30 protein-coding genes and 3 tRNA genes are annotated in these 23,297 nt (G+C 39.6%); 19 read left to right on the top strand and 14 right to left on the bottom strand.

The window, feature by feature from the left end; all coding sequences use genetic code 11:
- Positions 1 to 6: 6 nt before the first annotated feature.
- The gene (locus CH365_RS06125; RefSeq protein ID WP_100767708.1) at positions 7 to 576 is read left to right on the top strand and encodes a DUF1569 domain-containing protein; all 570 of its coding nucleotides are present in this window, start codon (positions 7 to 9) and stop codon (positions 574 to 576) included.
- Positions 577 to 581: 5 nt separating this feature from the next.
- On the opposite strand, the gene CH365_RS06130 is transcribed toward CH365_RS06125, so the two are convergent.
- Positions 582 to 1,670: a hypothetical protein gene (locus tag CH365_RS06130; RefSeq protein ID WP_208861168.1), complete on the bottom strand. Its 1,089-nt coding sequence runs from the start codon at positions 1,668 to 1,670 to the stop codon at positions 582 to 584.
- Here CH365_RS06130 and CH365_RS06135 point away from each other — a divergent pair.
- Positions 1,669 to 2,283 carry a hypothetical protein gene (locus CH365_RS06135; protein ID WP_100767710.1) on the top strand — a complete coding sequence of 205 codons (615 nt, stop codon included), beginning with the start codon at positions 1,669 to 1,671 and terminating at the stop codon, positions 2,281 to 2,283. The two genes, CH365_RS06130 and CH365_RS06135, sit on opposite strands and share 2 nt — an antisense overlap.
- Here the strand turns inward: CH365_RS06135 and hpt are convergent.
- Positions 2,268 to 2,813 (bottom strand): hypoxanthine phosphoribosyltransferase, encoded by a 546-nt coding sequence (hpt, locus tag CH365_RS06140; RefSeq protein ID WP_100767711.1) that lies wholly within the window; start codon positions 2,811 to 2,813, stop codon positions 2,268 to 2,270. The two genes, CH365_RS06135 and hpt, sit on opposite strands and share 16 nt — an antisense overlap.
- Positions 2,810 to 3,304 (bottom strand): SixA phosphatase family protein, encoded by a 495-nt coding sequence (locus CH365_RS06145; RefSeq protein ID WP_100767712.1) that lies wholly within the window; start codon positions 3,302 to 3,304, stop codon positions 2,810 to 2,812. Before CH365_RS06145 ends, hpt begins: the two co-directional genes overlap by 4 nt.
- Before the next feature lie 88 nt (positions 3,305 to 3,392).
- Here CH365_RS06145 and CH365_RS06150 point away from each other — a divergent pair, with 88 nt between their 5' ends.
- Positions 3,393 to 4,055, top strand: a complete 663-nt coding sequence (locus CH365_RS06150; RefSeq protein ID WP_100767713.1) for a hypothetical protein — start codon at positions 3,393 to 3,395, stop codon at positions 4,053 to 4,055.
- A 2-nt stretch (positions 4,056 to 4,057) separates the two neighbouring features.
- Here CH365_RS06150 and CH365_RS06155 read toward each other — a convergent pair whose 3' ends face one another.
- The 5 genes from CH365_RS06155 to CH365_RS06175 form a co-directional block, all read right to left on the bottom strand.
- The gene (locus tag CH365_RS06155; protein ID WP_100767714.1) at positions 4,058 to 5,155 is read right to left on the bottom strand and encodes a quinone-dependent dihydroorotate dehydrogenase; all 1,098 of its coding nucleotides are present in this window, start codon (positions 5,153 to 5,155) and stop codon (positions 4,058 to 4,060) included.
- Positions 5,156 to 5,180: 25 nt separating this feature from the next.
- A complete protein-coding gene (locus tag CH365_RS06160; protein WP_100767715.1) occupies positions 5,181 to 6,248 on the bottom strand; it encodes an ABC transporter permease in 1,068 nt (355 codons plus the stop codon).
- Positions 6,245 to 7,183, bottom strand: a complete 939-nt coding sequence (locus CH365_RS06165) for an ABC transporter ATP-binding protein (RefSeq protein WP_100767716.1) — start codon at positions 7,181 to 7,183, stop codon at positions 6,245 to 6,247. The genes CH365_RS06160 and CH365_RS06165 overlap by 4 nt, the downstream gene beginning before the upstream one ends.
- Before the next feature lie 9 nt (positions 7,184 to 7,192).
- Positions 7,193 to 8,194 (bottom strand): patatin-like phospholipase family protein, encoded by a 1,002-nt coding sequence (locus CH365_RS06170; RefSeq protein ID WP_100767717.1) that lies wholly within the window; start codon positions 8,192 to 8,194, stop codon positions 7,193 to 7,195.
- 70 nt (positions 8,195 to 8,264) lie between these two features.
- Positions 8,265 to 9,452, bottom strand: coding sequence for a class I SAM-dependent RNA methyltransferase (locus tag CH365_RS06175; RefSeq protein WP_100767718.1), 1,188 nt, complete (start codon positions 9,450 to 9,452; stop codon positions 8,265 to 8,267).
- Between the two features lie 54 nt (positions 9,453 to 9,506).
- On the opposite strand from CH365_RS06175, the gene CH365_RS06180 reads away from it, so the two are divergent.
- The 7 genes from CH365_RS06180 to CH365_RS06210 all read left to right on the top strand — a co-directional run bounded on the left by CH365_RS06180 (position 9,507) and on the right by CH365_RS06210 (position 11,427).
- Positions 9,507 to 9,592 (top strand) — tRNA-Ser (locus CH365_RS06180).
- Between the two features lie 13 nt (positions 9,593 to 9,605).
- Positions 9,606 to 9,694 (top strand) — tRNA-Ser (locus tag CH365_RS06185).
- 40 nt (positions 9,695 to 9,734) lie between these two features.
- Positions 9,735 to 10,181 carry a magnetosome magnetite crystal formation protein family gene (locus tag CH365_RS06190; RefSeq protein WP_100704831.1) on the top strand — a complete coding sequence of 149 codons (447 nt, stop codon included), beginning with the start codon at positions 9,735 to 9,737 and terminating at the stop codon, positions 10,179 to 10,181.
- Positions 10,135 to 10,566: a hypothetical protein gene (locus CH365_RS06195; protein ID WP_100767719.1), complete on the top strand. Its 432-nt coding sequence runs from the start codon at positions 10,135 to 10,137 to the stop codon at positions 10,564 to 10,566. Before CH365_RS06190 ends, CH365_RS06195 begins: the two co-directional genes overlap by 47 nt.
- A 6-nt stretch (positions 10,567 to 10,572) precedes the next feature.
- Positions 10,573 to 10,649 (top strand) — tRNA-Arg (locus CH365_RS06200).
- A gap of 138 nt (positions 10,650 to 10,787) precedes the next feature.
- On the top strand, positions 10,788 to 10,967 hold the full coding sequence (locus CH365_RS06205; RefSeq protein WP_100767720.1) for a hypothetical protein: 180 nt from the start codon (positions 10,788 to 10,790) through the stop codon (positions 10,965 to 10,967).
- On the top strand, positions 10,930 to 11,427 hold the full coding sequence (locus tag CH365_RS06210) for a WbuC family cupin fold metalloprotein (protein ID WP_341865137.1): 498 nt from the start codon (positions 10,930 to 10,932) through the stop codon (positions 11,425 to 11,427). Before CH365_RS06205 ends, CH365_RS06210 begins: the two co-directional genes overlap by 38 nt.
- A 55-nt stretch (positions 11,428 to 11,482) precedes the next feature.
- Here CH365_RS06210 and CH365_RS19965 read toward each other — a convergent pair whose 3' ends face one another.
- Positions 11,483 to 11,659, bottom strand: a complete 177-nt coding sequence (locus CH365_RS19965; RefSeq protein WP_165782574.1) for a hypothetical protein — start codon at positions 11,657 to 11,659, stop codon at positions 11,483 to 11,485.
- Between the two features lie 209 nt (positions 11,660 to 11,868).
- Between CH365_RS19965 and CH365_RS06215 the strand changes: the two genes are divergently transcribed.
- Together CH365_RS06215 and CH365_RS06220 are read left to right on the top strand one after the other, a co-directional pair.
- Positions 11,869 to 12,147, top strand: coding sequence for a hypothetical protein (locus CH365_RS06215; RefSeq protein ID WP_100767722.1), 279 nt, complete (start codon positions 11,869 to 11,871; stop codon positions 12,145 to 12,147).
- Between the two features lie 18 nt (positions 12,148 to 12,165).
- Positions 12,166 to 12,876, top strand: a complete 711-nt coding sequence (locus CH365_RS06220) for a lysophospholipid acyltransferase family protein (protein ID WP_100767723.1) — start codon at positions 12,166 to 12,168, stop codon at positions 12,874 to 12,876.
- Here the strand turns inward: CH365_RS06220 and dapF are convergent.
- Entirely contained in the window at positions 12,873 to 13,742 is an 870-nt protein-coding gene (gene dapF / locus CH365_RS06225) for a diaminopimelate epimerase (protein WP_100767724.1), read from the bottom strand. The two genes, CH365_RS06220 and dapF, sit on opposite strands and share 4 nt — an antisense overlap.
- 152 nt (positions 13,743 to 13,894) lie before the next feature.
- On the opposite strand from dapF, the gene CH365_RS06230 reads away from it, so the two are divergent.
- Positions 13,895 to 14,755 (top strand): class I SAM-dependent methyltransferase, encoded by an 861-nt coding sequence (locus tag CH365_RS06230; protein ID WP_100767725.1) that lies wholly within the window; start codon positions 13,895 to 13,897, stop codon positions 14,753 to 14,755.
- 16 nt (positions 14,756 to 14,771) lie between these two features.
- Here the strand turns inward: CH365_RS06230 and CH365_RS06235 are convergent, their stop codons facing one another.
- Positions 14,772 to 15,929, bottom strand: coding sequence for an FAD-dependent oxidoreductase (locus tag CH365_RS06235; RefSeq protein WP_100767726.1), 1,158 nt, complete (start codon positions 15,927 to 15,929; stop codon positions 14,772 to 14,774).
- Between the two features lie 153 nt (positions 15,930 to 16,082).
- Here CH365_RS06235 and CH365_RS06240 point away from each other — a divergent pair, with 153 nt between their 5' ends.
- Positions 16,083 to 16,613 carry a TetR/AcrR family transcriptional regulator gene (locus CH365_RS06240; RefSeq protein WP_279627749.1) on the top strand — a complete coding sequence of 177 codons (531 nt, stop codon included), beginning with the start codon at positions 16,083 to 16,085 and terminating at the stop codon, positions 16,611 to 16,613.
- An 11-nt stretch (positions 16,614 to 16,624) separates the two neighbouring features.
- On the opposite strand, the gene CH365_RS06245 is transcribed toward CH365_RS06240, so the two are convergent.
- Positions 16,625 to 17,377, bottom strand: a complete 753-nt coding sequence (locus CH365_RS06245; RefSeq protein WP_100767728.1) for an HAD family hydrolase — start codon at positions 17,375 to 17,377, stop codon at positions 16,625 to 16,627.
- 115 nt (positions 17,378 to 17,492) lie between these two features.
- Here CH365_RS06245 and CH365_RS06250 point away from each other — a divergent pair, with 115 nt between their 5' ends.
- The 3 genes from CH365_RS06250 (at position 17,493) to CH365_RS06260 (ending at position 20,713) form a co-directional block, all read left to right on the top strand.
- Entirely contained in the window at positions 17,493 to 19,097 is a 1,605-nt protein-coding gene (locus tag CH365_RS06250) for an FAD-dependent oxidoreductase (protein WP_100767729.1), read from the top strand.
- The gene (locus tag CH365_RS06255; RefSeq protein ID WP_100767730.1) at positions 19,097 to 20,221 is read left to right on the top strand and encodes a hypothetical protein; all 1,125 of its coding nucleotides are present in this window, start codon (positions 19,097 to 19,099) and stop codon (positions 20,219 to 20,221) included. Before CH365_RS06250 ends, CH365_RS06255 begins: the two co-directional genes overlap by 1 nt.
- Positions 20,222 to 20,341: 120 nt before the next feature.
- The gene (locus tag CH365_RS06260; RefSeq protein WP_008589759.1) at positions 20,342 to 20,713 is read left to right on the top strand and encodes a VOC family protein; all 372 of its coding nucleotides are present in this window, start codon (positions 20,342 to 20,344) and stop codon (positions 20,711 to 20,713) included.
- 82 nt (positions 20,714 to 20,795) lie between these two features.
- Here the strand turns inward: CH365_RS06260 and CH365_RS06265 are convergent, their stop codons facing one another.
- Together CH365_RS06265 and CH365_RS06270 are read right to left on the bottom strand one after the other, a co-directional pair.
- Positions 20,796 to 20,996, bottom strand: coding sequence for a hypothetical protein (locus CH365_RS06265; RefSeq protein ID WP_100704842.1), 201 nt, complete (start codon positions 20,994 to 20,996; stop codon positions 20,796 to 20,798).
- Positions 20,997 to 21,065: 69 nt separating this feature from the next.
- The gene (locus tag CH365_RS06270; protein WP_100767731.1) at positions 21,066 to 21,794 is read right to left on the bottom strand and encodes an LIC10067 family putative lipoprotein; all 729 of its coding nucleotides are present in this window, start codon (positions 21,792 to 21,794) and stop codon (positions 21,066 to 21,068) included.
- A gap of 124 nt (positions 21,795 to 21,918) precedes the next feature.
- On the opposite strand from CH365_RS06270, the gene CH365_RS06275 reads away from it, so the two are divergent.
- Together CH365_RS06275 and dcd are read left to right on the top strand one after the other, a co-directional pair.
- Positions 21,919 to 22,692 carry an enoyl-CoA hydratase/isomerase family protein gene (locus CH365_RS06275; protein ID WP_100767732.1) on the top strand — a complete coding sequence of 258 codons (774 nt, stop codon included), beginning with the start codon at positions 21,919 to 21,921 and terminating at the stop codon, positions 22,690 to 22,692.
- Positions 22,693 to 22,762: 70 nt separating this feature from the next.
- Positions 22,763 to 23,293 (top strand): dCTP deaminase, encoded by a 531-nt coding sequence (gene dcd, locus CH365_RS06280; protein WP_100767876.1) that lies wholly within the window; start codon positions 22,763 to 22,765, stop codon positions 23,291 to 23,293.
- The last annotated feature ends 4 nt before the right edge of the window (positions 23,294 to 23,297 follow it).

Raw genomic sequence — 23,297 nt, forward strand, 5'->3', positions numbered from 1 at the left:
AGTCCAATGTCGGATCCAAATTTTTCCAGAAAAGAATTTATACAAAAAACTGTGGCTGTTGGAATTCTAACAAGCTCTGCAACTGTATTAGAATCCTGTTCAAATGCTCCGGCAGGTATAAAAGAAAGAGGACTTAAATTTTCTAATTTTTCAGAAGTGGAAACAGAGTTAGAAAAGATACTTCTCTCTAAAACGATCATTCCTTACGGAGAATGGAATCCGAGCCAGATACTTCTCCACTGCGCTCAAAGTATTTATTATTCTATTAAAGGTTATCCGGAAAATAAATCAGAAGTCTTCCAAAACACTTTGGGCAAAATCGCTTTCTGGAATTTTTCCAGAAAAGGAAAAATGTCTCACGACTTAAATGCTCCGATCCCTGGCGCAGATGTTTTACAATCAAGTGTTTCAATTTCGGATAGCGTTCTCGAACTAAAGAAAGCGATCTCAACATTCTCGAATTATAACGGAGAATTTGCTCCTCACTTTGCTTACGGAAAACTTACTAAACAAGAATACGAGCTCGCTCATGCAATGCATATAGCGAATCATTTAGATTACGTAATGATAGGTTAGGAATTCTAATCTTCTATTTTTACGCTAGTCAGGATCTTTTCGACAGACTCTTCGTGCCTTCTTCCTTTGATCAGGCTTTCGTCAATGATAAAGACCAAACTATAAGGTTGTTTATGTTTTGCTAAGAAAAACATTCCAGTCTTTGCATATCTCGGTCTGAGAACATCGTAGAATGTCCAAAAAGTTCCGTAGTATCTTTCTTCGAAAACTTCCCTTTCTAATTCGTTCAATTCTTGGATATCTCCTCTCTGTAATTGGAGATCCAAAAACTTTTTGAATTGGGTAAGTAATTCGGATTCGTCGTCGAATCTGAATGGAATAAAAAAGATCCTTATTACAGGATAACGATTCGGATCTGAATCACTGGTAGATATAATTCCTGCAATCTGTCCAATTCCAGTCTTATCTTCTAGATTCAGATTTTGAGGATTATGAAAATAAAACTCTTCCGGAAGAAGGACACTGAGTTTCAGATCCTCGTTATGTAAGGTTCGATTCTCTTCATTGTAATTCCAACGAGTTAAATCCTTTTGTTCAAAATCAGGTTTGAACATGGAATAGGCCACAAATATTTCGGCCCTCTGTAAACTTTTAAAACTGACCAGACCGGCAGCTAGGATTGATAGTCCCAATAATCCGATTTTATAATATGTTTTATTGTCTATAAGCCTTGCAGATAAAACTCCGAGTGCATACACAATAAAGAATAGTATGCCCGATCGATTCTCAAAAAATCCGGTGAGCAAACATGCTAAGACTGAAAAAGCGAAGAAGAAAGCTTCTACCCAAGGAACCAATTTAATAGTCGGTCTTTCAATCCCTACTTCGGCAAAAATCGCAGGCAAAACGATCTTAGTTTCTAATTTTCGGAATGCGAATACGATCCCCCAAAAAAGAATTCCGGATACGAGATAACCGATCAAAGCCAAACCGATCATCCAAAGCAATGGAAGATGTATCTCGTGATAAAATAAAAAATATAACGCAAAAACGGAATATACCAGGAATAACTTTTTAGTTAAGGAAAGTTCTTGCAGCTTTCGAGACAGGGCTGTTCTCTTTTCCCATCCTGGAATTTTACGGAGCGAATTAATGAACCAGATCACCCAGTTTTTCTCCAATCTAAAGGCGGACTTTGACAGGTTAAACCAATCCGTGGACGACCTGGTGAGAACCTATAAGGCCATCGTTCATTTTCTGGATTTGATTTCAAATCTCTTTCCTATCGATTTAGTTTTGGTTTTAATACTTTCTCTGCCTTTATTATACGTTATCAATACCTTATCTCCCTCCACGCCTAGAGTAAACTATACGATCTCAGTGGTTTTTATCTCGGGACTTAGATCCTTTTTAAGTCATACGATTTCCGAGTCTTGGGAAATTTTTGCGGTCACAAAAACGGCACTCACCCTTCTTCTTCCTGCTTACTTTTTAGTAACGCTTAAGTTCGGATTTTCTTTATTCCGTAAGTATAGTATAAAGAAGAAGGCTCTCTCTCCCGGACATTTGGAATCTTCTTATATCAGTTTGCAAAAGGCCTACCATGATCTGAGTGCGGAGATCTATTCAGAGCTTGGTAAGAAGGAAGGTAAAGGTTTTGTAGATGGGGAAAAGTTTTTACCTAAGATCCAGGACTTAGAAACCTCTATTTCTGGATTAAAAACTTTGATCAAAAAACCGGAGAATAGCACTCAATCTTCCGAATAGAGGAATACTCCCGGTAGATTTCTGAATTTGCCATCATAGTCCAAACCATATCCGATCACGAATTCTTTTCCTATATTCCAACCGATATATTTGATTGGATATCCAACAGCCTCTCCACCTTCTTTAAATAATAAAGAAGCTACTTCCAGAGAGTTCGGCTTTTTAGAAAGAATATGAGAGATTAAAAATTTCAGGGTGCGGCCGGTATCTACAATATCTTCTACAATTAAAACATCTCTGCCTGTGATCTCTGAATCTAAGTCTTTGATCAGTTCTACGTTTCCGGAGGATTCAGTTCCAGTATATGATTTAGCTTGGATAAAATCCAATTCTATAGGGATGGGAACTGCTTTGGTCAAATCAGAGAAGAAGTAAACTCCTCCTCTTAGAACACATACAAAAACAGGATTCTTGCCTTGGTAGTCATTTGCGATCTGCAAACCTAATTCTTTGACCCGAGATAAGATCGTTTCTTCATTAAACAAGGCCTGGAAAGGTATATTACTAAAATTTGAAGTATTATTTCTCATGGGATCCAAAACCTTTTGAGTCTACAACTTTGTCTTCCCAGATCTGCCCAATCTTTTTGGTCTGTTACCAAACTGATAAAAGAAGAAGTCGGAAATTTTTCGAAAAGAGAGTCCGGATTATTTCCTACTAATAAATAATTTGCCAAGTCTTCCATTCCTGGATTATGACCGATCAAAACAACATTATTAATTTTAAAAGATAAGCCTCTTAAGATCCTAAGTAGATCGGAATATTCCGCTTCATATATTTCACTTATAATCTTAGTGTCCTTTGTAATATTCTGAAAGCTTTGTAATATCTTCCAAGTTTCTGAAGTTCTGATCGATGGCGAAACAAGGGCGGTATCCGCAACAAAGGAAACCTTCTCCACATATTTTCCTAAAAATCGCGCATTTTTACGACCTCTCTTAGACAAAGGACGTTCTTTATCCTTTAAATGAGTATCACTCCAATCGGATTTAGAATGTCTTATGAGATGGATCTCTTTCAAAACCCTTTCCTCCGCGATAAAGCTTCAAATCTGGAATTTCATTGACAAGGATCTTTCCTGACGATAAAACTCATGAGCTATGTCAAGGATGTATATTATCGGGATAATCCTATTAATATCCTTTGCTACAAACCTTTCTTCACAAATTGCAGGAACTCCTGATGAGGAAAAGGCTAAAAAAGAATTACAAAATCAATGGTCCAAAAAATTCCCAGGAGACAGAATACTTTCCGTACAAGCTACAGGTAAGCCTAAGTTAATCGAGAAAGAACCTCCTGAAGAGAATGCACCACCGGATCTAAGATACAAATTTTCCTTCTTCGTTACTAGTCGAAAAAAAGAAGGTCAGACAACCAAAACTCCAGTTGGAGTGATCTACCAATTCGTAAGAGAGAAAGGTTGGATCTTCTCCGATATCGGAATGGCAAGATCGGTAGTTGTCACTGAACCAGGAAAAGAACCTCCTACAAAAGACGAAGTCTATCAAATTGTAGAAGAGGCAATCTTAGAAGAGAAGGGGAAATCCAAATCGGTAGAATCCATTCGTTTAACAGAGCCTGAATTCGGACAAAATCTAACTCCTAATAAAGAACAATTTTGGTTCAGATACGAGGGCGATTTTGAAGTATCCGAAAACGGTTCCAAAACGGTTTGTTCCGATATAGTAATTCGATTGGTGAAGGAACAAAACTCTGCTGCCTGGAAAGCAGAATGGGACGAACGAGGAAAATGTAAAGTATCGGAAGAATAAGATTAAATCTTATTTTTTCCTACTAATTCTGAAATCGATTTCGCTCCTGTTCTTTTCAGAACTCCATCTAAATATTCTAATATTCTCACTGGCAAGAATGGCCCGTTGTATACGTAACCCGTGTATAATTGGACAAGGTCCGCACCCGCTAAAATTTTTTCTAAAGCGGCTTCTCCCGAGTTGATCCCACCAACTCCAATGATAGGAAGACTTCCTTTTAAGATAGAGTATGCATATCTTACAAATTCTGTGGATCGTTGGCGAAGCGGTTTTCCGGAAACTCCACCTTCTTTTTCTACGTTTGGATATCTGGATAAGACTGATTTATCTATAGTAGTGTTAGTAAGAATTACGCCTGATAATTTAGAATCCGGTAGGAGTTCCAATAAACTCTTCAATTCTTCTTTTTCCATGTCTGGAGCAAATTTTACAAAAGTAGGGATTGGAAATTTTCCACCTAAGCCGCTTCGGATACCTTCCATCAATTTGGTAAAGTTTTCCTTCTTCTGAAAATTACGAAGCCCAGGAGTATTCGGAGAAGAGATATTGATGACTGCATAGTCTGCATACGGTATAAGTTTTTTTAGCGAGTACACATAATCATCTACTGCATTCTCTTCGGAGATAATTTTTGTTTTACCAACGTTGATTCCTCTTATGCAGTTTTTTTTCTGTTTTCGAATTGTTTCTTCCGCGACGTCTGCTCCGGGATTATTAAATCCCATTCGATTGATCAAGGCTTCGTCTTCGGAATATCTGAAAATTCTTGGCTTTGGATTTCCAGGTTGGGCTTGGCCGGTAATCGTCCCGACTTCGATCGAACCGAAACCTAATCGAGATAAAAATGGATATAATTCGCCAGTCTTATCGAAACCCGCTCCTAATCCGACCGGATTTACAAATTCGATCCCTGCGACCTTTGTTTTCAAACGATCACTGGAATACGTCATAAGCGATTCCAAAACAGGAAACACAAACGGAAGTTTTTTAGAAAGCCCAAGTAAGTTTTGGGCCAAGTAGTGAGCTGATTCTGGATGAATGCTTAAGAAGAAAGGTTTTGCGGTTTTTTCATAAACCCATTGTTTCCATTCAGAATTCATCCGGTTTCCTTACAGTTAGAACTTATTAAGACCAGCGAAATATACGAAGCCCAACACCCAAGAAAAAAAATCCGATCCCGACCATAAACACGCAAGGATAGACTATTTCCGCAAGTCCGGCTCCTTCTATAAATACGGCTCTTAAAGAATCCGCTATCAAGGTTAAAGGTAAATGTTTTATAAAAGGAAGTACAATATCCGGAAAGTTTTTATAACTGAAGAAGATCCCGGAAAGAACCATCATCGGAAATGTGAACGCATTCACGAGTCCGTTCCCTACCTGAGCACTTTGTGCCCTGGATCCCACAAAGATCCCGATACATGCAAATACAAAGTTTCCAGTCAGAAAGATCAGAAGTGCTGCGAGAATCGATCCGAAAAACGCATTTTCAAAAACAGTAAATGTAAACGTTAAAAAGATGATCGATTCTACTGTTGTGACAAAAATTCGGGTGAAGAAAAAAGACATTACGAATGCCAACTTGTTCATCGGAGTCGCAGACATTCTTCTCAAAAGTTTTTTCATCCTCATCTCGATGAGATTCCAGCCGACTCCCCAAAGACAAGAGTTCATCACTCCCATGGCGAGCATTCCAGGAACCAGATAATCTATGTACCTTGTACCTTTTGAATCTAGTTTTCGAATACTAGAACTACCTTGTTGTTTTCCTTCCATGGTCAAAAGAGCATTAGAAAGTAGAAGATAATCTCTTTGAGCATTTGCATTATTTGGATCGAAGGAAAATTCTAAATTTCCTTTTTCATCTTCTTTGACTAGAAGATTGATTTCTCCTCTTTTGAGTGCCTTGATCGCATCTTCTTCTGCAAGTACCTGAGGAATGATCACTCCTAATCCGTTGGAATTTCCACCGGAAGAATTCAAAAATGCTTTTTCGATTTTTGCAGAAAGTCCGCTCGCATCATGAGAAGAAGAAATAATTGCAACCCTAGTTTGAAGAACTCCTTTAGAAGTGAATGCAAGTCCTAACACACCTGCGATCGCGATCGGAAACACGAACGCCCAGAAAAGAATTCCAGGCTCTCTATAAAATTCTTTTAATTGAATCGTGACTAAATGATAGATTTGTTTCATTCTTCCAACCCTCTTCCGGTCATGGAAAGGAATAAGTCGTCCAAGGTCTTTTTATGACATTCCAGTTCTTTTAAAATGATCCCTGATCTAGAAAATGAATCCAACATGGAAGGAAGATAATCAGTAATTCTTTCCACATAGATCCTGCCTTCTTTGGTGTCGGAATTCCAATTGAATTTGAATTTTCCTTTTTCAGGAAGATACCCGCTTGGATCCGTTCCATTCTCCAATGAAAAACGAACAATCTCTCCTCCCCCTAGTTTTCCCAAAAGATCCGGTAAAGATCCTTGGTCCAAAATCCTACCTTTATCCATTACTATGATCCTCTCGCAGAGAACTTCTGCTTCTTCCATATAATGAGTGGTGAGGATCATTGTGGTTCCATATGCTCTTAGATCCTCTAGGATTTTCCAGATATCTCTTCTAGCTCCCGGATCTAAACCTGTAGTTGGCTCATCCAAAAAAAGAATTTCGGGTTTGTTCATGATAGAAACGCCCAAAGCCAACCTTTGCCTCTGGCCCCCGGATAAACTGTTCACGAAGGATTTATTTTTTTCAGTTAGTCTTGTGAGTTCTAATATTTCATGAAGCCTAGATTCCGGGGCCTTGTAAAAACTTCCGAATAATTTCAGAGTTTCCCAAACAGTGGCTCTATCCATAAATCTGGTCTCTTGCAAAGCGAGACCTATATTACTTCTTAAAAATGTTTCGCTCTCTTTCCAGCTTGTGCCTAAAATTTGGATCTTTCCTGAATCAGGAAATTGGATTCCTTCCAACATTTCGATCAAAGTAGTTTTACCTGCTCCGTTCGGTCCAAGCAAACCCACGAACTCTCCCTTTTTAATTTCGAGAGAAAGATCGCTAACAGCGGTTACATCTTTGAATTTTTTAGTTACATTAGATACCGATATGATCGGGTTTTGAATTTTATTCACAGTACAACCTTAATTCTTACGTAGCTTTTCTGCTTTTTTCACCCAATCTTTTTTGAGATACTCCATGATCTTTTCTTTATTTTTTAATGCGTCCGATTTTCCCATTTCGTAAGTTTCTCTCACACCCTTCGCATTTGTATAATCGAAAGAAGTGATCGGCAGTTGTTTAGAAGGAGTCACCAAAAAACAACGGTCTAACAAACGAGGATCTTTACCTACGATAGTGGTCGGTTCGTAATGTATCCCGATAATTTTTGCATTGGGAGGAAATGTTTCTAAAAGTAAATTATTAGTAAGTCCACCATCCAAATAATATTCCTTTCCATGATTCTGGAAGGAAACGATAGGAGGAATAGAAGAAGAATTCATGATAATCTGTTCGATCACACTCGGGTTCCTGAAATCCGCTTCAGTAAAAAGAACTTCTTTCATATTCCAATTTCTTAAAACACGAAATGTTCTTTCTGTATAAAGTCCTTTGTTACGATCTCTTTCATCCTCTAAGAATGCTTTTCCTGTTTCTGCAATCAATCTTGCAAGTCTGAATGTGTTCTTATTTGCATCATCTTTAGGAAAGGCTTTGATGGTGTGTATAAAAACTTTCACTCCGGATCGGATAATTTTTTCGAAATCCATACCGAATCGGATCGTCCTGCGATACATATCCTCGTGAGGAAATGCCTTCTCTCCGCGAAACAAATTGGTAAAATAAAAATTACGAGGATTCTTCCGGACTATTCTTTCAAAAAAAGAAACAGACTCTTCTTCCGTTTCACACACAAGAGAGAGGACCATTGCTGCTCCAGCCGAAACTCCGGACACTTGTCTGAGTTTTAATCCCCAACTTTTCAATTCATGGCCAAAGCCCAAACCGTAGAATGCCTTACAACCACCGCCTGCGATCGCAAAACAAATTTCGTCTTCTAACCAAATCCCTTGAAGGACTTCGCCGAATTTGGATCCAGGATCGGACTTTCTGGAAGGAAGTTCATATTCATCTATGATCGGCATTTATTTTCTCCGGAGTCCTGGCCCCAATGACCATTTTCCGATTTCGAATCGGAATTCTAAAAGTAAAAAATCAAAGATCTAAAAGAACCAAAACCTCGAAATGTTTAGTTCTTGGAAAAAAATCAGTGAGAACGATTTCCTTTGGCGTATAACCTGAATTTTTTAAGATCCCAAGATCTCTTGCTAAGGTGCTCGGATTACAGCTGGAATAAATAACGCGAGAAGGTCTTGCTCTATCTAAAAAATCTAATACGGAAGAAGAAGCCCCGGCCCTAGGCGGATTTAAAATACCTAATTCTGTGCCGAAAGAATCCAATTTTTTAGGCAATGAAGAATTCAAATCTAATGTATGGAACTCTAAGTGAGAATATCCAATATTCTTAGCATTCTCCTCCGCCGCTTTTACCGAAGAGTTGGACAACTCATAACCGGAAAGACGGCCCACTAAATGACCGATCGCAAGGCTGATGAGTCCGGCCCCTGAATAAAATTCTAATACAGATCCACAATTTTTAGGAATCCAAGATCGGATCTTGAGCATCCATTCTTCTAAAAGGAAACGATTCACTTGGGTAAATCCGTCAGCAGGAATGGACCATTCTATTTTTTCAGGAAGATAAGGACCAAGTTTAACTTCTTTTTTGGCATATTCTAAAATTTCACCAGAAGAGTATCTAAGTTTCCAATCCGAATTTTTGGAAAAAGATTTTAGACTCTCCTTATGTTTTCGAATGTACTCGTTCATTTCGAAAGGAAGATGTTTACAACCTTCTTCAGGAAATAAAACCAAGGAGTTGGAATTCTCCTTATAAAATCCGGCGTTTGTTTTTCCTTTTTTGAATTCAATTTTGATCTGAGCGGTATTTCTATAACCGTTAGAAGGCCCGCTCAAAGTTTCAATTTCAGGAATTTGAGAAGGATCTAATCTGGAAACGTATAAAAACGAATCCTGTAAAAGAGATTTTTTGATCTGAAGTTCTTCCTCATAAGAAATATGGCGATAAGAACAACCTCCACATTCTGGAAAAGCGGAACAATCGGAAGCGATTCTAAGTGGAGAAGAAGTGTTTATAGATACAACAGTTCCCCAAATCAGTTTAGAATTTTCTTTATCAGTTCTGATCCGAACTGTTTCTCCAGGAACAGCACCTTTTACAAAGACGGTTTTATTCTCCGCATGAGAAATACAAGTTCCTAGATTCGCCCATTTCTCCGCGACCAACCCTGAAATTTCTCTACGGTTCTTTTCCGTACTCATAGGTAAATCACCTTGACAGGGTCCCCCATCTTGTCAGTAAAGTAATCCTTAACCGGAGAAGTGGCCGAGTGGTTTAAGGCAGCGGTCTTGAAAACCGTCGTGGGTAACTCCCACCGTGGGTTCGAATCCTACCTTCTCCGTTGGAACACTGCTGGAGATGTGCCTGAGTGGCTGAAAGGAGCAGTTTGCTAAACTGTCGTATGGGGTAACCTGTACCCAGGGTTCGAATCCCTGCGTCTCCGAAAGTTCCAAACTCTCACACTGACCCCGAGAAATAAGAAGATGTCTGACCAGAGATTCAACACCCGGGAATTCCTGGAAGAGACAAAGCGATTATTAGAAGGGGAAGAATATCCCAATCTATTTGCTGCCATTTCTTATATTCCTTTTTTAGGATGGGTCATTCCTTGGTTTTTTAGAAAAAAACAGGAAATTTGCAAGTTCCATGCACTCCAAGCCATCAAGTTGAATCTGGGATTCGTATTTTTATACTTGGTAGTTTGGTTCTTAAGAGAGTTTCCAATCCTAAGCACCATTTTAAAATGGATACATGCAAATCCAGTGGTCACTGATTTTATCAGCTATGTCGCATGGCTTGCATTATTAGGTTACGGAATTTTAGGAGCCTTGCAAGCTTACCAAGGCAAACTGTTCGTATTACCATTATTCCCGGAAATAGAGAATGAAGTTCGAAAAATACTCAGCAAAATTAGAGGAACTCAAGGCTAAGGCCTTAGAATTTCTCTCTCCGTACTGGAAACAAACAAAAAGTTTTATTAATACCGAAAGATTTCGTATCTACTTGGTAACTCTTCCTTTATTCGGAAATTGGCTAATTGGATTTTCTTTCTATTCCAACGAAGCGGAAGTCTATAGACATTCCAAACTTTCCTTTTTAAACGTTCTGTACTTTATCGCATTCTTAGTATTGTCTTGGTTCTTCTCCTTTGTTCCTATAGCAGGACCTTGGTTAGCTAATCTTGCACACTTTGCAGGAGTTATTATCTATCTTGGCTTATCCGGTTTACTGCTATACAATTACACCAAGGGAAAAAAACTGGTCCCGAAACTTCCCCAAGAGCACTTAGAGCTTTTGGAAAAGAAATTCTTTTAATCACCCGCGCCCATAGCTCAGCTGAATAGAGCGTCTGACTACGGATCAGAAGGTCGGAGGTTTGAATCCTTCTGGGCGCACCAACTTCTTCTTCTTTTCCCCATAAACTCTGACATTATGTCCCATATAGTTTAGAAAATATTCTAAACTTTTGCTCAGAAAACTTGACTTTAATACTGAGTCTCAAAAACGATAGTTATAGAGAGAGATCGGGAACAAGAATGGAAAAGTGCCATTGTGCTCAAATCACGTTTGAAAAAATCGTAGAGACTGCTAAACAACAAGGACAAGACTATCGTGATGTGGTAAAAGCTTGCGGAGCTGCGGATACTTGCACAGCCTGCAAGGATTACTTAATCGCGTATTGCGAGCAGCATCTACAACTTGTCTCGGCCGGATAAATTACTCATTGATCAGGAGTTATTCGATAAACTCCTTCCGCTTGCTTCCTCTTCTGCGAGAGGAAGAACTAATCACAATTTTCACGAACTACTAGAACCGTATCAGAGATTTCTGAACGTACTCACCAAGGACACTTACGTCCAAGCTCATCGTCACAAAAATCCTCCGAAGCCCGAGACCTTTTTAGTGTTAAAAGGAAAACTGGGCTTCATCTTATTCGAAGAAGATGGAAAAGTCCGAGAGAAACATGTACTTAGTTCGGACGGGCCTATCTATGGGATAGATATTCTTCCGGGAGTGTACCATACATTGGTCTGCCTTTCGGAAACCTGCATCTGCTTCGAAGGAAAATCAGGGCCATACGACCCGAGGACCGACAAAGAGTTCGCCACTTTCGCTCCACCGGAGAACAGTGAAGGGAAAACTCAATATCTGGATTTTCTCAGATCGCTTTTCTAAGATCAGAAACGATATAATTGTATGGCTCCGAAAGCCCTTATCAACGGACTACGGATCAAGGTTTCTGATCGAAAATATCCTCGTACAATTCACGGATCTTTTTCAAATTTCTTCCCGGCGGGGAAGGAAATGGAATGATCCTGCCTAGATTTTTCGCCGTACCGGTTTCTTCTGTATCTTCCGATTCTTTATGATTATGTCTGTTTAAAGGGGGGAGATTTTCTCTCTCCATAACTTATCCCTTCGGAAAATCGAAGTCCTAAATTCAGTGACATTCGCTAGATTTTTTAAAAACGAAATCGGAAAATCCGGTTTGAAATTTACGAAAACTGTTGCCATAGTATTTTCCCAGGCAAACATGCGAATGGTTTGAAAGGATTTCGTTTTAAGACGATTCCGATCAGATCCTATTCGAACTTCCCCTTAACGGAAAGGAAAAGTATGCCTGAATTCGATCAAATCGATCTGTTCAACTATGCCGCTTATGGCAATGAAGACGATCCTCAATGGGACGATATACGTAATTATATTCGCTCTAATGCCAACGCTTCGAAGGAATATGAGGAGATCAAAAAAAATCTCTCAAATGTTCAACCGAAACGAAAACAAAAGGATTTCGGAAGATCCCGACAAGAGGTAAAATCCTCTGATGGAGATCCGAACTCTAGTAATCCTGCTGGGCAGGATAAAAAATGGTGGAGCGTTTTCTTAGGAGAATAGTCGCTAGGAAGGTTGACCGTGGAGAAAGAAGCAAAGACATATCTTCGGATCAAAAATTTCGTGGCACCTTTTATAGGTTTAGCCGTGAATATCAGCGCGTACGGAACCGAAAATATAGTAACTAACGGTAAAGTAATTCTTACCTGCAATCATAGATCCGATATGGATCCTTTTATTCTCTCTTACACTTTTCCTAGATTCATTTCCTGGATCGCTGCAGAATACACTTTCAGAATCCCTATCTTTAGAGATCTAGCAAAGATTGCCGGTGGAATTCCAATGTCTATCGACGGAAATATTTCTATCGGTTCAATTAAGATGATCCAACAGGTTTTTAAAAAGGGAGAGACCTTAGGAATTTTTCCCGAAGGCCATGACTATATGGTCAAAAATGATTTTAAATCCGGAATGGTGGACTTTCATTCAGGATTCGCAGCATTCTCTATCCGCAACAAAGTGGACATTCTTCCTTCTGTAATCATACCTGTTGAAGAATCTTATTCTGATATTCCAATTCCACCTATCGTTCGCAGCTTTATGGGAATGCCTAAAGAAGTCTGTGATATTAAAAAGAGAGCAATCTATAAAAAAGTAAAAGTGGTCTACGGAGAAAAAGTAGATCATAGAGAATTTCTTTCAGGTTCATTGGAGGAAAATATGAAACAACTCTCCGATGTGGTTAGAACCAGAATGATCGCATTACAAGAAGGTCAGTACGCGGAAGCTTAAACTTCCACGACTCCGCTGAATACTTCTGTAGCAGGTCCAGTCATCAAGACATGACCTGATTCCAATAATTGCACTCTTAAGGTTCCACCTCTTAGGTCGATTCGAACATCTTTGCCTGTTTTACCATTCAAGTGAGAAGCTGTCATCACAGCACAGGCGCCTGTTCCACATGCCAATGTTTCTCCAGCGCCTCTTTCCCAGGTTCTTTGGTAGAGATGATCTTTTCCTCTTAAGGAAACAAATTCCACATTCACTCTGCGTGGAAATAGTTCCGTATGATTTTCGATCAATGGACCGATCTCTCGGACCGGAAATTTATCCGGGTCTTCCACATAGATAATACAATGAGGATTTCCCATACTTACAGCGCTGAATTTCAAGTTATAGGAAGAATAACCTGGTAATTCACTTAAAAAAGAAAGAGGCTGTTCTAAGATTGGATTTTCATTTTCCCATTTAACAGGGATTAAAGAAGGAACTAAGATCGGTTTTCCCATATCTACGGAAACCTGTTCCACTTTGCCGCTTCCGTTAACTTTCAGGTCGAGCTCTAAAACTCCAGCACCGGTTTCTATCTTAGGTTGTTTTTTATTCGTAAGACCGTGATCGAAAACATATTTACCTACACAACGAATTCCGTTCCCACACATCTCGGAAGAAGAACCGTCCGCATTGTACATATCCATTTGGAAATCGCCTTTATTGGATGCACGAATGAAAATCACTCCATCGCCTCCGATCCCGAAATTACGGTCGGAAAGTTTTTGGATCTGCTCCGGGCTCAGACGTAAATCGTCTTTGGTTGCATCCACATATACGTAATCGTTTCCGATTCCTTCCATCTTCGTAAAATGTACTTTAGCCAAACGAATCTCCTAATCAAACCTGAGCGGTTGTTTCCATGCTTCCAATGGGACCTTCTCCGGAAAATCCAAAAAGCCCCAAAGAAGTTTGGTTTTTTACTGGAATTTACAGACTCGCCCCAAAGGATAAAACTATCACCTAAACGGAACTCCCTTTGAACCAAACCTGTTATCTTTGCGGAAGCCAGAAAAACAAAACCTTATTCGTCGAAAACGGAATCCCTATCGTGCGTTGTTTAAATTGCAGCCACGCATTCTCCACGTACGAACAAGACGAACATTACGAAGGATACTGGGACGACGAAACCGGTTATGATTTAGACTGGTGGGATGTGGCTCATAGAGATATCTATAAAGACTTCATAGGCAAATTTCTTTCGGCTCCCAAGGGAAAAATTTTGGATGTCGGTTGTGGACTTGGCTTCTTCGTAAAAACGATCGGAACCACAAGACCTGGTTGGGAAGCTGTAGGTTACGAGATCTCCGAAAAAGCAGTCAAGTTTGCGAGAGAAAAGAACGGACTCAAACAAGTATTCCCAGGCATCGTTCAGGACAGCGGACTTCCAAAAGAAAGTTTCGATATCATCACTCTTTGGGATGTGATAGAACATATCCCTAAACCACATAGCCTTATCCAATATCTATTCGGGCTCTTGAAGCCTGGCGGATTCTTATTCGTGCAAACTCCGAATTTCCCGGTCCAGCTATTCAAAGCAAAATTGAAAGTAGCTGTCAAAGGTATGCAAGAAGGTGGACATTACCTAGAAGCAAAAGATCATATAAACGATTATACCGAAAAAACCTTGGGACTTTTGGCTGAACAATGTGGATTCTCTTCAGTGGAATTTTCGATCCTAAAACCAATTGCTTCCGTATCTGGAGTTTCCGGCCCAAAAGCAAAATTAGGAATCTTCCTAAAGAAGGCTTTCTATTACGGAACCTTAATGCTTTGGTATCTAACGTTCAAACAAGTGAATTTAAATCTGACCTTATTCGCTCTACTTAAAAAGAAGTAGAGCCCTAGTACAGAGTTTAATTAAACATCTGCACTAGCTTAGCTACTGCACCTTCGGAATGCATCCATTCTGTCATTTCTAATGAGTCTCGTGCTTCATTAGCGGCTCTAACCAGCATTTGTTTTTCATAGGTAGCAATTGCAGTTTGCATGTCTTTAAAATTCTCATTTGTAAGACATTCGCTTAATTCCAAAGCGTCCAGCATGGCTAAATTTACACCTTCGCCGGAAGGAGGCATAGGATGTGCTGCATCACCCAAGATAGTAAGATTCGGTAAAGTGTTCCAACTCTGATCCAAAGGCATACAATATTGAGGACGAAGTAAAAGAGGTAAGCTTACATTTTCAGGTAATTCAAGCCAGAGGCTATCCCACTTCGAGAATTCTTCTTTGAACCAAGCAATTACTTGTGTTTTATCTGAAAAATTTATTCCGCTAGTTTGTATCCAGTGTTCATCCTTTTTACAACTAACATAAAAATCTAAACTGCCATCACCTTTAGATGATACATGCAAAAATTTCTCACCATCATACGCATAAATTTTACCACCTTTCAATAATTGATGAATTCCGGGAGCTGACGTTTCGGAATCTGGCACATTTCCTTGTATGATTGTAACACCTGAATAGAAAGGTTTGGTAGGAGTAATATAAGGTCGAATTTTAGAATTTGCACCGTCGGCTCCAATCACAATATCAGCAGTAGCTATTGTGCCGTTTTTAAATTCCAGCTTCCACTTATCCCCAGCCTGCAACATAGATTTAAACTGACTGTCCCAAACAACAGTATCAGGTTGAAGAGAATTTAATAAAAGATTCCTTAAAGGTCCTCTGTCAATTTCAGGTCTGAATCTTTCATCGCCGAAATCTTCGTTGGATTCTTTCTCATGATCATCGTGGATTATCTTTGCCTGCGTATCTACAATACGCCCTTTATCTGCTCCCGGTCTGTAATTGGCTTTAAAAGCGTCCATCAAGTCGGCTGCATTCATAACTTTCAAACCCGATTCAAAATGTAGGTCAAGGGTAGCGCCTTGTACACGAACATCTCTATTAATATCCCTTTCATACACTTTTACATCTATACCTTTTAGCTGCAAAAGCCTTGCAAGAGTTAAACCGCCTGGGCCACCGCCGACAATAGCCACCCGTTTGTTTTCTAAATTTCCTTTCATACGTAGTATTTTTGGACGATAAAATTATTTAATTTAATCAAATATTTTATTAATTTAAATATTTATTCTAATTAAAAATTTAATCCGATTTACCTATTCTATGGATAGAGGGATAATGCCAGAATGGGCCTAAGAGAGCTTAAAAAAGATAGAATGCGCAAATCGATCTCAAACCTTGCGACCCGACTTTTCATCGAAAAGGGCTACCACAACGTCACTATGGCCGAAATTGCAGAGAAGGCCCAAGTCTCTGTGCCAACTCTGTTCAATTACTTCTCATCGAAAGAAGCTTTAGTATTCGATGAAGACAAAGAACAAGAAAAAGAACTGATCGATGCTGTGATTTCTAGAAAGCCAGGAACGTCAATCCTGGACGCACTTCGCGAATTCACGATCCAACATGCGGCTCTTGAGCCTGAAGAATTGAAAAACTTTAAAACCTTTAATCATCTGATCGACTCGACCCCGGAATTAAGCAATTATGCAAAGTCCATGTGGATGCGTCACGAGCAGGCATTGGCTCTTACGATCCAAAAAGAAGCCAAAAAAAAGATCAGTAAGATCGAAGCAGAGGCAATCGCACATTTCTGTTTGGATTCTCTTCATAGGTCTTTAAAATTCGCGAATCCAAAGTCGAGTATAGATTCACTATTTTCTTTGCTGAAGAATGGCTGGAACGGTTAGGGCTCGCAAAGTTACAGTACGATTCCTTTTTCCAAACTTAAAATATAATTTAATACAGAAGATAGATCGGGAGATTCCCAATATTCTTTTCCTTCTAATATTTTTTTCTCCAGCACCGATTTAGTTTTAGCAGAAGAGATGGGGCTTTTTAGATAAAATGCTTCTAACCCGAAAGCAAGTCCTCCCCCAATATCGTCTTTTAATGAATCTCCGATGATATATGATTTTTTAGGATCCGCACCAGATAAAGCCTTATTAAAGATCAAGGCGGATGGTTTTTCCGCTCCGCTTTCTTCTGAGGTTACTAATTTGTACTGAATGTCTTTCGGAAATAAAACAGATAATTTCAGTAATTGAGTTCTGAGAGATTCGTTCGTGATAATGACCAGATCTTGGGCTTCTTGCAAAACCCTGAGCAAAGATAAAATCTTTTTGAACTCTTTAGAATTTTTCTTTTTCCAATCCTTGATCCCTTGTAGAAAAAAACCAAAGTAGGCAGAATCCAATTTTAAAACGAAAGAAGGATCTAATTTTCCGAAAAGAAGTTCTGATATCTTCTTAAAATATAGAATGCGGAGTCGATTGACCGGATTGTTCGGAAGTTCCTTTTTAACTTCTGCCCGAACCGTCTCATAAGCTTTTTTAAATTCTTTGGAAGAGGAGAAGCCGAGCATCTTTGCTTTTTTCTCCATTTCACGGATTGTAAACTCATAGATCCCTAAAGAATCGAAAACCGTATTATCCAAATCCAAAAGAACTGCCATAACTCTAAAATTCTTGAACCGATGGGAAAGCCAAGGAGAGTTTTGGAAAATGCCTAGGAAATTTCTTTTTCCTTGCTTCTTCTTCCCTCAAAACTAATCTGCAATCCGTTCGTTTATGTCCGAAGATCGTTTTTCCAGAAAAGTATTCCTTTACGCTTTAGCATTCTGTACGGCCCTTTTGGGGATTGGCTCTTATTTCAGATTCAGAAAAAGAAACATCCAAGGAAGTATCTTAGGCCCAGACAGAGAAACAGGTCATAGACTCAGACAAGTCAGGACGGATTTTTCTCCAGCAAGTACGATCAAAACAAAGGTGCTAATCGCCGGAGGAGGGATCTCAGGACTTTCTTCAGGATATTACCTATCCCAATTCGGGATCTCAGATTATTTGATCTTGGATCTGGAGAATGAAGTGGGAGGCAATTCCAGATACTCCGAAACGAATTCCTTAAAATATCCTTGGGGCGCACATTATCTTCCTCAACCGGGACCGGAATCAGTATTAGTTCGTAAATTTTTAGAAGAGAACGGACTGGTCCAAGGGAAAGACTCGAATGGAAATCCAATCTATCCCGAAAAGTATTTATGCTTCGATCCGGAAGAAAGACTTTTTTACCAAGGAAGATGGCAAGCAGGTTTAGTTCCGAGAAGAACAGGCGAACCGGATGCTCAAGAATTATTATTTCGTAAAATTATAAACTCTTGGCAAAACAAAAGAGGAAGAGATGGACAAAAAGCATTTTGTATTCCGATCGATCGTTCTTCCAGAGATCCGGAAATTTTAAAATTAGATCGGATCACTTTTTCCGAATATCTAAAATTTTCGGGCATCCAATCACCTGAAATCTTATGGTATGCGGACTATTGCACTCGAGATGATTATGGTGGTAACTTTGACAATATTTCGGCCTGGGCAGGACTTCACTATTTCTGTTCCCGTCTGAGAGAAGACGAGGATTCTCCTCCAGTTCTAACCTGGCCGGAAGGAAACGGATTCCTGTTGGAACTCCTACAAAAGCCTTCTAAAGATAAGATCAAAACTTCTACACTTGTAGAAAGAATTCGCAAGGTATCTGGAAGTTGGGAAATCAATGCCTACGATGTAAAAACAAAAAAAGATCTGCTCATCAAAGCAGAACAAGTCATCTATGCTCTACCTTCTTTCACCAGAAAATATATCTTAGGGGAGAAGGAAGCACTTCTGCAAAAACTGGAATATTCTCCATGGCTGGTTGCAAATCTATTTGTGGACGAACTTCCCCAAGGAAAAGGCCACCCTCCCGCTTGGGAGAATGTAATTTATAAGAGTAAATCTCTAGGTTACGTAGTTTCCACCCACCAAGATTTAAGAGCCCTCAGGCCGGGGTCCGTTCTTACTTACTATCTTGCTTTCGGAGAAAAAGATACTCTCGCAGCAAGAAGGTCCATTCTTCCTAAAACCTGGAACTTATGGAAAGAAGAGATACTCTCTGATCTAAAAAGGCCTCATCCCAATATAGAAAGTTTGGTTTCTCGAATCGATATCATGACCCATGCCCACGCAATGGTCCGCCCTGTTCCTGGATTTCTTTGGGGAGGAGAAAGAGAGAAATTAGCAAAATCAGAATCGGGAATTCATTTTGCTCATTGCGACCTAAGCGGGATTTCTATTTTTGAAGAAGCACTGTATAGAGGATTTGAAGCTTCTAAAAAAGTCCAAACCGTTGCCAAGAGAAGTTGATGGAAGAGAAGAAAGCACTCAGTCCTTGGATCATTTCTAAAAGATTCGATCTTACCTGGTTCATTGCACCTGGATTAATTTCCGTGATGATTGTGCTTCTTGCGAGTTATCTTGGATTTCCGGAAAATTCTTCTCTTGGTTCTTCTAGGACAAGTGGCAATGCTCTGCCTCCTTGGCTTTGGTTACTTCTTATTCCGGGCGTTGATGTTTCACATGTCTATTCTACTTTATTTAGAGCCTATTGGGATAATGAAGTTTGGAATCGAAAAAAAGTTCTACTCACACTTATTCCATTTCTATGCTTTATAGCAGCGTTGATACTATACTCTTTTGGAAAATTATTTTTCTGGGGAGCGATGGCCTATCTTGCGGTATTTCATTTTATCAGACAGCAATACGGTTTTTTAAGTTTGTATGCGAGAACGGAACCCAAGACTGAAAGTAAGATCCCCTTTCTCTTAGATAAGATTACCTTGTATATGATAACTGGTTTGCCGGTTCTATATTGGCATTTGGTTCCGGGAGGAAGACATTTCGAATGGTTTATGGAAGGTGATTTTTATCAGTATCCAAACCGTACTATTTCAGACTTCATTCATATTCTATTTTGGGCTTGGGTGATAGTATACTCCTTGAGCCAAGTCTACCATCTTCTTAAAGGACAAAGGATTAGTGTAGGAAAACTTCTACTCTTATTCAACACGGCCTCGGTTTGGTATGTGGGAATCGTATTATTAAACGATGATTTCGCTTTCACTCTCACGAATGTGATCAACCACGGAATTCCTTATATGGCCTTAGTATTCGCATATTCTAATTTTAGAAAGAAACAGCTTCCTTCCTTCTTTTATAATAGTTTTCGTAACGGAGGTTTGGCGATCCTCAGCTTCTCAATGGTATTATTGGCCTTTGCCTTTTCCGAAGAATGGCTATGGGATAGTTTTGTATGGAGGGAACATCCTTATCTATTCGGAAACTCTTCCGTAATAAAGGCAGAGCTAGGACTCGGCCTCGAAGGAATCTTAGTGCCTATCTTCTTCCTTCCCCAATTCAGTCATTATATCTTAGATGGGTTCCTTTGGAAGGGAGGGAAAAAAAACTCAGAACTGGAAGGCTTTCTTTAGCCTCCAAATTTAGGCTCATAAAGGCCATTCGACTTGAAAATCGAGTACCTTGCGGTTTTCCGATAGACAAGCCCGGTTTTCTTCTCATAATGACGAAAAAGGAAAACAGGATCTACCTCAATGATCATCGTAGAAGGAATCGATTATATTGTAATACCTACCGGGGATATAGAAGCCTCTGTAAAATTCTATTCCGAACTATTTGATTTCGAGACGATCGAGGAAAAAGGAAACGAATTCGCAATCATCGGTTTGGATTCTGTGAACATTAAACTCCTCAATACCAACGGAGTTAAAAGTTCTTTAACCGAAGTTAAATCCCCTGTCCTAAGCTTTGTATTGGATGTGGATGATTTTACCGAAGCAATCGTAGAACTCGAGTCTAAGTCCGTTCAAATCGTAAGAGGACCAGAAGCCAGAGACGGAGGAGAGTTCCTTCATTTCTTGGATCCGTCCGGTAATATTTTAGAGATCAATTACAAAGAAGATTAAGGCTAAAACTTCAGTCTTAATAAAGAAAAGCCCTCATATTGAGGGCTTTTTTATTGTGTTTAGACAATCGGGCCAAAAGAAGTTAGGAGATCTTGTCTACAAATGCTCCCTTAGTTTTATAAATATCGCCCGCATAACTAGGATTCATTGCTTTTTGATCAAAAACATCCGCCTGCTTGTTTTCGTAAGGTTTATTTGGAATTCCTTCCACCTTAGGCATTTTGCGCGGATCTGAAGAGGCCTTTTCGGCAAGTCCGAGATATATAGAGGTTATTGTTGACATTCAGTATTCCCTCCATTCCGATCCTAATCCAAATCTAATAATAAACCAAGTATTTTTTTGTCTTAAAAATCAGGGAAAAGATACGGTACAATCTCCCTTCCCGGCAGTAACGAACATCTGAACTGTATAATAACTGGAGAATGTCAAAGTAGGCTCAAATATCCAAGTGCTTGTATCCGAAAAAGTCCCAACGTTTGTCCGGCCACAGGTCTTAGAAAACTTAGAATAGATAAGATACGTATCACATGAGATCTTAACATTGGTAGGTCCATCTGGGTTTAAATCAATTCTGAGTGCTTTAGTCCCTGTCTGGCCTGTAATTTCAAAAGTTTTGGAATTAGGATATGATACTCCTAATTCTTCGCCATAAAGACTGTCAAAGGACTTATAACAATCTACATAGAATGTCCGACCGTAACAGTTCGTAGCCCCGTCTCCATTATTTTCATCGCAAAGAACAGGACCATCTTTGGTCACAAATAATGTTCCTGTAGAAGCCCCAGCCGGAACTACTGTAACAATCTCGGTGCTTGTTGCACTCAGAACGCTTGCCGAGACTCCATTAAATTTAACTGTCGTTAAACTTGTATCTGCAGAAAATAAACGTCCCTTGATCGTAATCGTTGTCCCTGGATTACTTCCAATGGGAGGAGATCCGCTTGGAGGATCTATTTCAGTAATCACAGGATTTCCCAAGCCTAACTGGGTAGCAAGGTCCGAGTCTTTGCTCGAAGAACAGCTAAAACCGAAAATAGATAGGGATAAAATAAAAGCTAAGATCTGAGTCTGAAATCGCATTTTTTCTTTAACCTAGAACCGTTCGTACGTAACGCTTTTGCTTGCCGTTTTTAAAAAACCGCAGAATCTACCCAATTATCGGAAAGATCCGGCCCATCCGGGAAAGATTTTTTAGAAGGTGAACATGAGCGAAACTGTTCTTTATTCCATCGAAGATTATACGTGTATAATCAGTTTAAATCGACCCGAAAAACGAAACGCAATTTCTAGAGAATTGCTCCATCAACTTATGTCCCATATAGAAAGAGTAAGCAAAGATCCAAAAATCAGGGCTCTAGTACTCAGGGGAGAAGGTTCCGTATTCTGCGCAGGAGCAGACCTGAAAGAAAGAGCGGATATGTCAGAAAAGGAAGTACATAAATTTCTGGATCAAGTAGGAGAATGTTTTCTGGCCATGGAAAATCTTCCCTTCCCAACTATCGCTGCTCTAGATGGAGATGCTTACGGCGGCGGATTAGAAATGGCTCTCTGTTGTGACTTTATCTTGATGAGTGCAGAAGCAAAAGTAGGCCTTACCGAAACCGGACTTGGTATTATCCCAGGTGCAGGTGGAACCCAAAGACTTCCAAGAAGAGTTGGGAAAACAAAAGCATTAGAACTTATTTTAACAGCTTCCGTGATAGATTCTCAAACAGCATTGGATATCCAACTAGCAAATTCAGTCTGGCATGATTCTGCATTTATGGCCGGAAAAAAATTAGCTTCCTTACTTTCCGAAAAGGCTCCCATCTCCTTAAGGCTTGCTAAAGAATCCATAAGGGAAGGAGAAGGAAAAGATATTCGAACAGCTTTAAAGATAGAAAGGAAACATTATAATAAAACCCTAAAAACGGAAGACAGGATAGAAGCCCTAAAGGCTTTCCGTGAGAAAAGAAAACCGGAATTTAAAGGAAGATAGAACTCCGAAAAAGGGAGGCGAGACACAAGCCCGACCCGAAAATAGGCAAAACAAGGAAGCTGGAATACGAATGATTCTAACGGGTAAGGAAATTAAAAAAAGATTAGAGAAGGATATCATCATAGATCCTTACTCCGACAATAGATTAAATCCAAACTCTTATAATCTAAGGCTTCATAACGAATTGGTTCGTTATACCGAAACCCCGTTGGATATGAAAAAATCCAACCCTTCCGAAAACCTGATCATTCCTGAGAGCGGACTACTCTTACAACCTGGAGTTCTTTATCTAGGCAGGACCTTAGAATACACTGAAACACATAACCTGGTCCCGATGTTAGAAGGGCGTTCTTCTATTGGTAGACTAGGGATGTATGTGCATGTCACTGCAGGGTTCGGAGACGTTGGATTTAAAGGGTTCTGGACCCTTGAAATTTCAGTCATCCAGCCTTTAGTGATTTATCCGAATGTAGAAATTTGCCAGATCTTCTATCATACTGTAGAAGGCGAGATCACAGAATACAAATCAGGCAAATACCAAGGCAATAAAGGTATCCAAACCTCTATGCTTTATAAGGATTTCGAGAACGGAAAATATTAAACTT

Origin of the sequence: Leptospira neocaledonica, from assembly GCF_002812205.1 — a bacterium.
Classification (GTDB): Bacteria; Spirochaetota; Leptospiria; order Leptospirales; family Leptospiraceae; genus Leptospira_B; species Leptospira_B neocaledonica.

What these genes read in the sequence shown, in the direction of transcription:
- CH365_RS06125 (WP_100767708.1), top strand. Translation starts at nt 7, where the DNA reads ATGTCGGATCCAAATTTTTCCAGAAAAGAATTTATACAAAAAACTGTG.
- CH365_RS06135 (WP_100767710.1), top strand. Translation starts at nt 1,669, where the DNA reads ATGAACCAGATCACCCAGTTTTTCTCCAATCTAAAGGCGGACTTTGAC.
- hpt (WP_100767711.1), bottom strand. Translation starts at nt 2,813, where the DNA reads ATGAGAAATAATACTTCAAATTTTAGTAATATACCTTTCCAGGCCTTG.
- CH365_RS06150 (WP_100767713.1), top strand. Translation starts at nt 3,393, where the DNA reads ATGTATATTATCGGGATAATCCTATTAATATCCTTTGCTACAAACCTT.
- CH365_RS06155 (WP_100767714.1), bottom strand. Translation starts at nt 5,155, where the DNA reads ATGAATTCTGAATGGAAACAATGGGTTTATGAAAAAACCGCAAAACCT.
- CH365_RS06160 (WP_100767715.1), bottom strand. Translation starts at nt 6,248, where the DNA reads ATGAAACAAATCTATCATTTAGTCACGATTCAATTAAAAGAATTTTAT.
- CH365_RS06170 (WP_100767717.1), bottom strand. Translation starts at nt 8,194, where the DNA reads ATGCCGATCATAGATGAATATGAACTTCCTTCCAGAAAGTCCGATCCT.
- CH365_RS06175 (WP_100767718.1), bottom strand. Translation starts at nt 9,452, where the DNA reads ATGAGTACGGAAAAGAACCGTAGAGAAATTTCAGGGTTGGTCGCGGAG.
- CH365_RS06190 (WP_100704831.1), top strand. Translation starts at nt 9,735, where the DNA reads ATGTCTGACCAGAGATTCAACACCCGGGAATTCCTGGAAGAGACAAAG.
- CH365_RS06195 (WP_100767719.1), top strand. Translation starts at nt 10,135, where the DNA reads ATGAAGTTCGAAAAATACTCAGCAAAATTAGAGGAACTCAAGGCTAAG.
- CH365_RS06205 (WP_100767720.1), top strand. Translation starts at nt 10,788, where the DNA reads ATGGAAAAGTGCCATTGTGCTCAAATCACGTTTGAAAAAATCGTAGAG.
- CH365_RS19965 (WP_165782574.1), bottom strand. Translation starts at nt 11,659, where the DNA reads ATGGAGAGAGAAAATCTCCCCCCTTTAAACAGACATAATCATAAAGAA.
- CH365_RS06215 (WP_100767722.1), top strand. Translation starts at nt 11,869, where the DNA reads ATGCCTGAATTCGATCAAATCGATCTGTTCAACTATGCCGCTTATGGC.
- CH365_RS06235 (WP_100767726.1), bottom strand. Translation starts at nt 15,929, where the DNA reads ATGAAAGGAAATTTAGAAAACAAACGGGTGGCTATTGTCGGCGGTGGC.
- CH365_RS06240 (WP_279627749.1), top strand. Translation starts at nt 16,083, where the DNA reads ATGCGCAAATCGATCTCAAACCTTGCGACCCGACTTTTCATCGAAAAG.
- CH365_RS06245 (WP_100767728.1), bottom strand. Translation starts at nt 17,377, where the DNA reads ATGGCAGTTCTTTTGGATTTGGATAATACGGTTTTCGATTCTTTAGGG.
- CH365_RS06250 (WP_100767729.1), top strand. Translation starts at nt 17,493, where the DNA reads ATGTCCGAAGATCGTTTTTCCAGAAAAGTATTCCTTTACGCTTTAGCA.
- CH365_RS06255 (WP_100767730.1), top strand. Translation starts at nt 19,097, where the DNA reads ATGGAAGAGAAGAAAGCACTCAGTCCTTGGATCATTTCTAAAAGATTC.
- CH365_RS06260 (WP_008589759.1), top strand. Translation starts at nt 20,342, where the DNA reads ATGATCATCGTAGAAGGAATCGATTATATTGTAATACCTACCGGGGAT.
- CH365_RS06265 (WP_100704842.1), bottom strand. Translation starts at nt 20,996, where the DNA reads ATGTCAACAATAACCTCTATATATCTCGGACTTGCCGAAAAGGCCTCT.
- CH365_RS06270 (WP_100767731.1), bottom strand. Translation starts at nt 21,794, where the DNA reads ATGCGATTTCAGACTCAGATCTTAGCTTTTATTTTATCCCTATCTATT.
- CH365_RS06275 (WP_100767732.1), top strand. Translation starts at nt 21,919, where the DNA reads ATGAGCGAAACTGTTCTTTATTCCATCGAAGATTATACGTGTATAATC.
- dcd (WP_100767876.1), top strand. Translation starts at nt 22,763, where the DNA reads ATGATTCTAACGGGTAAGGAAATTAAAAAAAGATTAGAGAAGGATATC.